Here is an 11,588-nt window from a genome sequence, read left to right on the forward strand (position 1 = left end):
GGTCAAAAGTAATCCTTATTTTGTAAAGATCTTCCTCTAAGAATTAATGCTTTACATTGCTGTATATTTTGATGGTATATTGTATGCAAAAATAAAAAGGGGAGCTAAAGTGTACTCTAATCATAAATCGGGATTTGGAAAGAGCTTTTATATTGCAAATATCATGGAAATCTTTGAACGATTAGCTTGGTATGGTTTTTTTGCAGTGTCATCTATTTATATGACGACTCCAAAGTCACAAGGGGGTGTTGGATTTTCTGATATTGAGAGAGGAGCAATTCAAGGGATCATTCCTTTCTTTTTGTATTTATTGCCTGTTCTAACAGGTGCACTTGGTGATCGAATAGGTTATAAGAAAATGTTTATCATTTCTTTTGTCATTATGGCGCCGAGTTATTTCTTACTGGGGCAAGTGAAAGACTTCTGGCCATTTTTTATTGTGCTCAGTTTTGTCGCTTTAGGTGCTGCATGTTTTAAGCCTGTCGTTGTTGGCACGATTGCTCATAGCACCAATGACCAAAATAGAGGACTCGGTTTTGGTATTTTCTATACCATGGTTAACGTCGGTGGGTTTCTAGGCCCGCTTATAGCCGGAGCAATGCGCGCAATAAGTTGGGATGCGGTATTCATGATGTCGGCGGCTTGGATATTATTAAATTTTTTGCCTGTTTTATTTTTCTACAAAAATCCACCATCACTTAAGAAACAAAGCGATAAAAGCTTAAAAGAAACGATCAATGAAGCACAAAGTGTATTAGGGAATGGCCGTTTTGCCTTGGTCTTATTTGTTTCTATCATATTACTAATGTGTGCAGGGGTTGAGTGGTTAACTTATCCTCAAGCGTTTTTAGCCATTTTGCTTTGGCTTATATTAAATGTGATTTGGAACTTATTTGCAAAAGAAAGTGCATCAAGCTGGTGGCAACAGAAAGTAAAAGTCAGTAATGTTAAATTCGCGATTTATCTTGCGATATTAACGGGTTTTTGGACCGTTTATAACCAACTTTTTTACACTGTGCCACTGTTTATTCGTGATTTTGTTGATACTAAAGATTTAGTTCAGTTCTTATCATTATTTGGGCAGGGCGCAGTCGATTTTTTCGCATTTGTAGATGAAGAAAAATTATCTGCAGCTATAGTGGCTTTATTTAATGATATTAAAATGAGCGATGCCATTGAATTAGAAACTTTGAGGCTTGAGTGGGTGAATTTAAAAGTAAATGTGCCAACTAATGAGTTAGCAAATTTGGTGACAGAGCTAAGTTTAATTGCAAACAATACAAGCGAATTAAGTAATAGCCAAATACAAGACTATACAGCTTACCTTTTGGCATACCGACAGGTTAACCCTGAGTACCTAATTAACTTAGACTTTGCTGCAATCGTTTTACTACAAATCTTTGTGAGTTTACTTTGCCAAAGGTTTAAATCTATATATGTGCTTATTGCTGGGCTCATCATCATCGCGGCCGCATTTTTATTCTTAATTGGCTCTCAAAACAATATGGTTGGTTGGGTGATTACTATTGTGATTTTATTAATTGCTTTAGGTGAAATGCTTACTTCACCAAAGAGTCAAGAATATGTGGCAAGCATAGCACCGAAAGAGCAAGCAGCCTTGTATATGGGTTATTACTTTGTTTCTATGGCATTAGGTTTTTTGTGTGCAGGGTTTTTGTCAGGCTGGAGTTATGCGAATCTAGCATTAGGTATGAATAAACCAGAATTGATGTGGTTACTATTTGCAGCCATTGCCGGTGTCACGTCTATTGCGTTGTGGTGTTTTAATATTTACTCGAAAAATGTGGCTGCAGAGCACATGATACCAATCCGCAAAAACACTTAATCATTTTGAGGGATTAAACCTGACGATAGCTGCGTTAAAGATATCTCATTTAGAACAACTAAATAACGAAATCTTTGCCTTGCTACCAACAAGGTTTTCTTGCCTCAAAATAGACCACGTTGTTAAGCGGATTGGTATTATAAATTAACGTCAAATACTTTAACAAAAACAATAAAGCCTTTAGAGCAAACACTAAAGGCTTTTTTCTTGTCTCTACAACTGTTAAACCTTGATTATAAATACCAAAATAAAAGGTAACTCACTAATAATGCAGGAATTGCTGAATAAAGCGTGGAAATTAAAGCTGCCTTAGGTGCCATTGCTAAAGCAGGGAAGAGTGCGTCACCATCATTTGATATGGCATTACCAACCAAAGCACTAAATGGGATAATGCCTTGTATATACAATGTGGTGATGACTATTTGAGGACCACAACCAGGTAAAAAACCAATTGCAACAGCAATCAGTGGGGCATAAATGGCATATTCACTAAACCAAGCTTTAATGTCTAGTCCAAAGACTGTCACTGCAATTTCATAGAACATAAAGCTCGCGATGACCCAGGCTGTTACAAAGTGGGTATCTTGAATTATTCGAGAAAACTTACTCGGGGGTGATACCTCTTCATCTTCAGCAGCAATTTGTTGATAGGTTTTACCTTCTGAAGAAAATGCCCAAATGATGACTGCGATAGCAGCAAACAAAGCACCAAAATAAGTGATGGCATTATCAAACTCGCCGAAATCCACATTAAATGCAATAAGTAAAGATATAACCACACAAGGCGCTAGAAAAAACTTCCATAACTTTTCACCAACATGAATGGCCTTATTAGATTTCATGCAATTATGTGCATAGTTTGCAGCTTTTTGAGGATAGCAAAATGAATCAGCATGGAACAAGTGGACAATTAAACCACTTATTATGCCAGTAGCGACGCCTATACTAATTACACTCAAAGCGGCAAAAGGATCTTTAGCTAGCAGAAGAAAAGCAGCATCTCCCATGGTTGCAGTTAATACAGCGACAACAGAAGCAAAACTGGCTTGTTTTTTGGTAAATTGTGTCACAACGATAATTGCACCGCCACAGCCAGGTAGTGCGCCGAGTATTGCTGCGAAGGTGATTTCTAAAGAAGGTGATTTTGCTTTTAAGTAACTGAGTTCAAGTTGAGGTAACCTATCGACTAAATAGTAATAGATGAATAAAGTTGCTGCGACGAAAACAGTGACCTGAAAAAATGCATCTGCAAGGGTAGGTATTGTAATGATTCTTATTGGTTCATAGAGAAAAGACAGAAGTATAAAAACAGGTAAAATAAGTCGCTTATTGGCAAGCATGAATGCAAGCGAATTGAGAACAGGTGAATGCCTTAACGTTGTGAGAGTGTTCATAAAGTGCAACCAATAAATATTATCAGTTGCACTTTAGTGTTAATTTAAATAAAAATCAATCTCATTTGAGTTTATTTGCGTTTGAATTCAGCACCTGCTTTCCATGTTGGCCAATCAGCTTGTTGAGAAACGTCATAGCCTACTTGGAAGAACAACTGCAAATCTTGAACTGCACCGCTTAAGTCCCATTCATCACGGTATCTATCACATGGTTGGTGATAACAGCCACGAAGTACCAAACTCATTTTCTTACGATAGTTTGCTGTTGCTTCATCAAATGCTTCTGTACCGCCACCAGCGTACATCGCAGGTACGCCCATATTTGCGAATGCAAAGTGATCTGAGCGGTAATAACCTCCTGATGCCGGACGTGGATCTCCTGAAACTACACGACCTTGAGCTTTAGCAGCATCAGCCAACATTTCGTCTAGACTTGATTTACCGATACCCACTACGCTGATATCTTTCACTTTACCAAGCAGGTTCAAGCTATCCATGTTGATGTTAGCAACAGTCTGCTTAGCTGGAATAACTGGCGTATTTGCATAGAATTTTGAGCCAAGTAAGCCTTGCTCTTCTGCAGTTACAGCTAAGAAGGTGATTGAGCGGTCTGGACGAGTTGGCAGTTTAGCGAATGCTTCTGCTACTTCAATCATACCACCAGTACCCGTCGCGTTATCATGTGCGCCGTTATAGATCTGGTCACCTTTACGGTTTTTATCTATTCCTAAGTGGTCCCAGTGAGCAGAATAAACAATGTGCTCATCTGGCTTTTTGCTACCAGGTAAAGTCGCAATAAAGTTATAAGACGTTGATGTTTTAATTTTGCTCTTAACCGTCACTGAGGCTGATAAGTCGCCCATATCAACATGATAGGCGCCTTGTGCCGCTTTTTTCTTTGCATCTGAAAAATTGAGTCCTGCTTTTTCGAACAACTCTTTAGCTACATCGACAGTTACCCAGCCTTCAACTGCCACACGGTCCATGTTTTTATTTTCTTTTTGGAAACCAAATTGTTCGCCACTCCAAGAGTTTTCTACAACGCTCCAAGGGTAAGAGGCTGGTGCTGTTTCATGGATGATGATGGCACCCGCAGCACCCTGACGACTCGCTTCTTCGTATTTATATGTCCAGCGACCATAGTAGGTCATGGCTTCACCGGTGAACATACTCGGATCTTTGGTCGCAAAACCAGGATCATTGACAAGCATTACAACCGTTTTACCTTTAACATCTAGGCCTTCATAGTCGTTCCAGCCGTATTCTGGCGCGTTCACACCATAGCCAACAAACACCATTTCAGAATCAGTGATCGACTCAAGTTCGCTAATACGGCCTGTGCCCATGACCATTTCTTTTTTGTATTGGTAAGCTTTGCCACCAATTAGCAACTCCATGTCAGAGTCTGCTTCAATTGAAACAAGCGGCACTTCTTGGAAGAAGCTATCACCATTACCCGGTTCATAACCCAGTGCTTTAAAGTGTTTTGTTAGGTAGGCTAGGGTAAGCTCTTCACCTTTTGAAGAAGGGGCGCGACCTTCAAACTCATCAGAAGCGAGTGTTTTAATATGCTCTGCAAGTTGTGTTTGGTTTATGCTGTTGTAAGCGGTTTGAATATCGTTAGATGTGTTACTTGTTGATACGCAACCTGCAAGCACGGCAGCTGCAATTGCGCTAAGTGTTATTCTCAGTTTCATAATCACTTTTTTCTTTTAATTAAAATCACTTAAGTATACACATTTCTATACTGCTTGTTCGAGTTAAAGCGATTAACGGCCTTGGTTGGCGTGAAGACAAGTTTACGATAAAATCTCGAAAATTTTTAAGTCTGTAGTCCTATGAAAAGATTTGTTGCCTCAGAGACATTCTCTCAATCTTGTCTTAATAATGGTGCTTTTGAGCATCTAAATACTTTGTTTAACCTCTGCTCACATACAGACTGGCCAAGTTTTGACTGGTTAAACGGGTTAAAAGACTTAAAGAACCCACAAGGATTAAAGATTCGCTTTACGCCTAACTCTGAATTAGAAAATGAAACGCGCTACTACGAAGCAATTATCTTCGAAACAGGGCAAGTGCCAACACGAGAGCAAAACTGGCATGACTTATTCGGCGCTTTCATCTGGTGTTTATTTCCAAAAACCAAAGCACTGCTGAATGAATTGCACATTGAAGAAATAGAAACGCATGGCACTAAACAAAGAAGCAAAAAAAGAAATGCAATCACATTATTTGACGAGTGTGGCGTTATATTAGTGGTTAATAATGATGAAATAATTTCTCAGCTTAAATCACATCAGTGGTCAGATGCTTTTGTGGAACAAAGAGTGCAGTGGGGTAAAAATTATTTACCTTTCACATTTGGTCACGCTAACTATGAAATGATGACCAACCCATTTATTGGGCTTACCGGTAAGCTAGTTTGTATAAAAGTTGAAGAAAGTTTTTACCAATTAAGTTTAGAACAGCAATATCACTATTTAGACGCGCAGCTCTATCAAATGATCCAAGATGGGTTATTAGAAGACAATAAAAAGATGTCACCCTTACCATTATTAGGTGTGCCTTCATGGTATGAAGAAAACAAAGAGGCAAGTTTTTATAATAATTCCGACTATTTCCGTCCAAAACGAAAAAAATAGCGTTTGAAGACAATAAAAAAGCGGCTACATAGCCGCTTTTTTTGATGCTGTAAGATTAAGCCTTGATAGCTTTCGTGATTTCAGCAACTGCTGAATCAATATCAAGCATTAGCTTTTCACCGGTTATACGGTTCTTAAGCTCAACCTTATTCTCGTCAAGGTTACGTTCACCGATTACAAGTGTGTATGGAATACCAACCAGTTCCATATCATTAAACATGACACCTGGGCGCTCTTTACGGTCATCGAATAACACATCAACACCAGCAGCTTGGAACTCACTGTATAAACGCTCAGCAATATCAGGAATACGATGCGACTTGTGCATGTTCATTGGCACAATAGCAAGCTCGAATGGTGCAAGTGTTTTTGGCCACTTAATACCAAACTTATCATTGTGTTGCTCAATCGCTGCAGCAACGATACGAGATACACCAATACCATAACAACCCATTGTCATGATTTGGTTTTTACCGTTTTCTCCAAGCACGCCAGCATTCATTGCTTCAGAATATTTACTGCCAAGTTGGAAAATATGGCCTACTTCAACACCGCGTTTGATATGTAAAGTGCCGTTACCACATGGGCTTGGGTCGCCTTCAACCACGTTGCGAATATCTTCAACAGTGTAGTCTGTAACATCACGGTCGAAGTTGATTCCACTGTAGTGAACACCATCTTTATTTGCGCCAGCGACAAAGTCAGCCATCACAGCAGCACTGCGGTCAACAATAATTGGCATATTTAGACCAACAGGACCTAATGAGCCTGGACGAGCGCCAATGGCTGCGACAATGTCTTCCTCTTTTGCCATTTCTAGCGGAGAGTCTACAAGTGGCAGCTTTTCAGCTTTTAATTCATTTAATTCATGGTCGCCACGAACGATAAGTGCAACTAAACCACGCTCTTCATTTTCATCTGGTGCGCCATAAACAATGAGAGTTTTTACACCACGATGTGGTTTAACACCATGTTTTGCTTTTAGCTCTTCAATGGTTTTTGCTTCTGGCGTATCGAATGTGTTTAATTCTTTAGATGGCGCAGGACGAGTTTCGCTAGGCGCAACGGCCTCGGCTTTTTCAATATTTGCTGCGTAATCACTTGCATCACTGAATGCAATAGCATCTTCACCTGATTCTGCTAACACGTGGAATTCATGAGAAACACTACCACCAATTGAACCTGTGTCTGCAATTACTGGACGGTAATCTAGGCCTAAACGCTCAAAAATATTGCAGTATGCTTGATGCATACGTTGGTAGGTATTATCCAGACACTCTTCTGTCAAATGGAAAGAGTAAGCATCTTTCATGGTGAATTCACGTGCGCGCATTACACCAAAACGAGGACGTACTTCGTCGCGTACTTTAGTTTGGATTTGGTAGAAATTAATTGGTAACTGTTTGTAGCTATTAATTTCTTTACGTACTAAATCTGTGATCACTTCTTCGTGTGTAGGGCCAAGCGCAAACGGACGGTTATGTCTGTCGTTGATACGCAATAGCTCAGGGCCAAACTGTTCCCAACGGCCAGACTCTTCCCAAAGATCAGCAGGTTGAATAACCGGCATAAGTAACTCGATTGCACCGGCTTTGTTCATTTCTTCACGAACTACTTGTTCAACTTTACGTAAAACTTTTAAGCCTGATGGCAACCAAGTGTACAAACCTGATGCAAGTTTACGGATCATGCCTGCACGAAGCATAAGTTGGTGGCTGATAATTTCAGCATCAGAAGGCGTCTCTTTTAGAGTCGCAAGAATATATTGACTGGTACGCATGGTGGTTCCGTTCGTATAGTATTTTGTTTTTCTAGAAAATGGCCGTTAGTTTAGCAGTGCTAACGAGCCATACAAAGTGTTTATTAACGTTCAATACTGATTTCTGTGACAAGATTGTGTTCACCGTCGACTTGCCAGCGAATATTGTAATGATACAAGTTCATTCCGTATGTCTGTGTGCCAGCTTTTTGTTTTTTATAAGCAGGTCGAGGGTCTTGTTTTAGTACATTGGCAATAAACTCTGGTAGTGATTTATCAGCTTGCTTTGCCAAAAACTCAGCCGCTTGTTCTGAAAACTCAACAGTCATTAAAGTTTCGGGACGAGTATCGGCAAAACCTGCTGAAGCTTGGGGCATGGCATCTGAGTAGGGTAAATATGGCTTTATATCGATAATTGGTGTGCCATCAAGTAAATCTATACCAGATAAAAGTAGCGCAAGTTGACCGTTCTTATATTCTACTCCCTCTAATTTCACTGCACTCATGCCAATGCCATTGGGTCGGAAAGTGGCTCGTGTGGCAAATACGCCTTTTTTCTCATTCCCACCTAAACGCGGTGGGCGGACTAGCGCAGAATAGCCTTTATCAGCGGTTTCGTGAAAACGAAACAACAACCATAAATGTGTAAACTCTTCGATACCTCGAACAAACTCTTCGCGGCTAAATTCTTTACTAAAAATCAGTTTGGCTTTTGCCTCAGGCACTAAACGGGGCTGTCTAGGTATAGCAAACTTTTGTTTATAAGGAGATTGAATAAAACCGATAGGCTCAATTTGGTAGTTTTCCACAAGCAACTAAATATAAAAACATAGATGTTCGGATTGTAACTTTTCTTAAGCAAATAAACCATGTAATGAAGGTGTAATGGCGTGTAATTGGATTATTTTACAAACCGACATAATCTTATGTCTGAATTATCATTTAAGTTACAGAAAAATGACCGATAAAAAAAACGCATCTAGGTTTATTGCCAGTAATCATCAACCTCCTGAACATGAGCTAGAATTATTGATGAGTGCAAGAGCATCAGCCTTAAAAGATCATTTTGCTTCTAGAACAGTATTTAACCTTAAAGGCACGTGTAACAACTCAAAAGGGAGTGATGAGAGTGAACATGGGATTTGAGCACAATATTGATGTCGTATGTAGAAAGGTAATCTTAAAATATAGTTGTGAAGAGTTACACAGTTCGATTAAAGATTCGCTTATATCGAGAAAAACAAAACTAAATGAGCTTGTTTCTCAGATCCAAGATGGCTTAGTGAGCCCGAAAAACTTTGAACTCTTAATTGAAGAGCAGAAGTCATTATTAATTCACGATTTAAAAACGAATAAACATAATCAGCAGCAAATAAATGACATTGCAAATATGGCCATTTATGAACTTGCTAAGCATGCTCTTAATTAAATTTTTTATTCTTCTACTGTGCGATGAAGCAAGGATTCAGTTTCAATCGCTATTTCTTTCATTTTAATTGCATATTGCTCTAACTTTTTCTGCTCTTTGGTTTTTGCTACAAACTGTGGCACTGGCACTGGGTAACCTGCTTTATCCATGGCAATAAAACTAATAATACAGTGATTACTTTCAGATAGAATATTGTTTTGTGGATCGCCGCATTTTACTCGGATGAAAATTTGCATGCTTGTTTTACCGGTATGTGCGATTTGCGCTGTGACTTCTACAACTTGGCCGACAAGAATAGGGCGTTTAAACCTGACACCTGCAACCGAAACGGTGACACAATAACTGCCACTCCAGCCCGCAGCACACGCATAGCCGGCTTGATCTATCCACTTCATAACAATGCCGCCATGCACTTTACCGCCAAAATTAACATCAGTGGGTTCTGCTAAAAATCGAAAAACAAGCTCAGATTGCTGATTCATATATTCAAACCTTTTACGATGTGTAATGTTAAGTATAGTCAACAGGCTGTAAAACGAAAAAAGGGCCATAAGGCCCTTGTGCAATTTAGGTATTGGAATATTGCTTTACATATTCGGGTAGTTTGGACCACCGGTTCCTTCAGGCGTCACCCAAGTGATGTTTTGACTGGGATCTTTGATGTCGCAGGTCTTACAATGTATGCAGTTTTGGGCGTTAATAACAAACTGCTTCTCACCTTCATTTTCAGAAATCTCATATACACCAGCAGGGCAATAGCGTTGTGCAGGCTCATCAAATTTTGCAAGATTCACGCTAATAGGAATAGCATTATCTTTTAACTGCAAGTGACAAGGTTGCACTTCTTCATGGTTAGTATTTGATAAAAATACAGAAGATAATTTATCAAAACTGAGTTTACCATCAGGTTTTGGATAGCTAATGGTGTCACATTCACTCGCAGGTTTCATGCATGCATGATCGAAGGTCGTGTCTTTAAATGTGAATGGCAAAGAGCCATTAAAAAAGTTTTGGTCTAGCGTGTTATACGCGCCACCTAAAACACTGCCAAACTTATGAATGACAGGGCCGAAGTTACGCGATTGGTATAGCTCATCATATAACCAGCTTGATTTGAATAACTCGGCAAATGAACTTAAATCAGCAGTTGGGTTTTCTTGCGCTAGCGCTTCAACAATTGCATCGGCAGCTAACATGCCTGATTTCATTGCGGTGTGATTACCTTTGATTTTGGCAAAGTTCAATGTACCCGCATCACATCCAATCAATAATCCACCAGGGAAATGCATTTTAGGTAGTGAATGGAAACCGCCTTTTGCAATGGCTCTTGCGCCATAGGCGATACGTTCACCACCTTCCAGTGTTTCTTTGAACACAGGGTGGTGCTTCATACGCTGGAATTCATCAAATGGACTCAAATGTGGATTTGAGTAATTCAAGTCAACGATAAGACCCACAACGACCTGATTATTCTCAGCATGGTACATAAATGAACCACCAGTTGTATCACCTGTTAGTGGCCAACCAGTGCCGTGTACAACCGTACCTTCTTTGTGCTTACTTGGATCAATTTGCCAGATCTCTTTAAAGCCTAAGCCATAATGTTGTGGTGTTGCATCTCTATCAAGTTCAAACTCTTTGATTAACTGTTTACCTAAATGGCCGCGGCAACCTTCAGCAAACACAGTATATTTTGCTCTAAGCTCCATACCAGGCATGTAGCTATCTTTCGGCTGACCTTCTCTGTCTAAGCCCATATCACCTGTGACAATGCCTTTTACTTGATTGTCTTCAATAATGAGAGAGTGCGCACTGAAACCTGGGAAAACTTCAATACCTAAGCTTTCAGCTTGTTCAGCTAGCCAGCGACATACATTACCCATAGACACAATATAGTTGCCATCATTCTTAAAGGTCTTTGGGATCGCAAAATGTGGAATGCTGGTGGCGTTTTCTTCATTTTTGAATAGATATATTTCGTCTTCGGTGACTTGCGTATTTAAAGGTGCACCTAAACTTTTCCATTCAGGTAATAATTCATCTAGTGCTTTGGTTTCAAATACAGCACCAGATAAAATATGTGCGCCGACTTCAGAGCCTTTCTCAACAACGCAGATCATTAGTTCTTGTTCTTTTTGTTGTGCTTGTTGAGCCAGACGAATTGCACATGAAAGGCCTGCAGGTCCTGCGCCAACAATTACAACGTCAAACTCCATCGTTTCGCGTTCGACCATATTATCCTCACTTATCTTGACGGTAGCGTAAACGTTTAAATGTTTTATTGTGACCAAGTTATATGACGCAATCTTGACCTCGACCGCTATTAAATGACTCTGAACACATTAAAATGGCTGACGGATTGCCAAATAAACGTTTATTTAAATATTAAGTTTTTTATAAGTTAATCTAAGGTTATTTTAGGTTGACGTTTACGTCAACAGGAAGTAGGCTGATTGCATAAAATAAATGTATTGACGTTAGCGTCATCTTCAAGAATTAACCAGATCATGGAGTAACT

At 39.6% G+C, this 11,588-nt stretch carries 10 protein-coding genes; 4 read left to right on the forward strand and 6 right to left on the reverse strand.

What is annotated here, in order from left to right:
* Window positions 1-109: 109 nt before the first annotated feature.
* Window positions 110-1,846, forward strand: coding sequence for an MFS transporter (locus AC1HJP_RS11480; RefSeq protein ID WP_480361942.1), 1,737 nt, complete (start codon window positions 110-112; stop codon window positions 1,844-1,846).
* A 233-nt stretch (window positions 1,847-2,079) separates the two neighbouring features.
* On the opposite strand, the gene AC1HJP_RS11485 is transcribed toward AC1HJP_RS11480, so the two are convergent.
* On the reverse strand, window positions 2,080-3,240 hold the full coding sequence (locus tag AC1HJP_RS11485; protein ID WP_480361943.1) for a putative manganese transporter: 1,161 nt from the start codon (window positions 3,238-3,240) through the stop codon (window positions 2,080-2,082).
* A gap of 71 nt (window positions 3,241-3,311) precedes the next feature.
* Entirely contained in the window at window positions 3,312-4,937 is a 1,626-nt protein-coding gene (locus tag AC1HJP_RS11490; protein ID WP_480361944.1) for a M28 family peptidase, read from the reverse strand.
* Window positions 4,938-5,078: 141 nt separating this feature from the next.
* Between AC1HJP_RS11490 and AC1HJP_RS11495 the strand changes: the two genes are divergently transcribed.
* A complete protein-coding gene (locus tag AC1HJP_RS11495; RefSeq protein WP_480361945.1) occupies window positions 5,079-5,882 on the forward strand; it encodes a DUF3025 domain-containing protein in 804 nt (267 codons plus the stop codon).
* A gap of 55 nt (window positions 5,883-5,937) precedes the next feature.
* On the opposite strand, the gene AC1HJP_RS11500 is transcribed toward AC1HJP_RS11495, so the two are convergent.
* Window positions 5,938-7,662 (reverse strand): proline--tRNA ligase, encoded by a 1,725-nt coding sequence (locus AC1HJP_RS11500; RefSeq protein ID WP_480361946.1) that lies wholly within the window; start codon window positions 7,660-7,662, stop codon window positions 5,938-5,940.
* An 83-nt stretch (window positions 7,663-7,745) separates the two neighbouring features.
* The gene (gene tsaA, locus AC1HJP_RS11505; RefSeq protein WP_480361947.1) at window positions 7,746-8,450 is read right to left on the reverse strand and encodes a tRNA (N6-threonylcarbamoyladenosine(37)-N6)-methyltransferase TrmO; all 705 of its coding nucleotides are present in this window, start codon (window positions 8,448-8,450) and stop codon (window positions 7,746-7,748) included.
* 148 nt (window positions 8,451-8,598) lie between these two features.
* Between tsaA and AC1HJP_RS11510 the strand changes: the two genes are divergently transcribed.
* The gene (locus tag AC1HJP_RS11510; RefSeq protein ID WP_480361948.1) at window positions 8,599-8,787 is read left to right on the forward strand and encodes a hypothetical protein; all 189 of its coding nucleotides are present in this window, start codon (window positions 8,599-8,601) and stop codon (window positions 8,785-8,787) included.
* Entirely contained in the window at window positions 8,771-9,070 is a 300-nt protein-coding gene (locus AC1HJP_RS11515; protein WP_480361949.1) for a hypothetical protein, read from the forward strand. The genes AC1HJP_RS11510 and AC1HJP_RS11515 overlap by 17 nt, the downstream gene beginning before the upstream one ends.
* Before the next feature lie 5 nt (window positions 9,071-9,075).
* Here the strand turns inward: AC1HJP_RS11515 and AC1HJP_RS11520 are convergent, their stop codons facing one another.
* Window positions 9,076-9,552 (reverse strand): acyl-CoA thioesterase, encoded by a 477-nt coding sequence (locus AC1HJP_RS11520; protein WP_138482338.1) that lies wholly within the window; start codon window positions 9,550-9,552, stop codon window positions 9,076-9,078.
* 105 nt (window positions 9,553-9,657) lie between these two features.
* Complete coding sequence (locus tag AC1HJP_RS11525; RefSeq protein ID WP_480361950.1) at window positions 9,658-11,304, reverse strand: electron transfer flavoprotein-ubiquinone oxidoreductase; 1,647 nt, start codon at window positions 11,302-11,304, stop codon at window positions 9,658-9,660.
* Between the last annotated feature and the right edge of the window lie 284 nt (window positions 11,305-11,588).

This window comes from Pseudoalteromonas sp. NFXS53 (assembly GCF_056629255.1).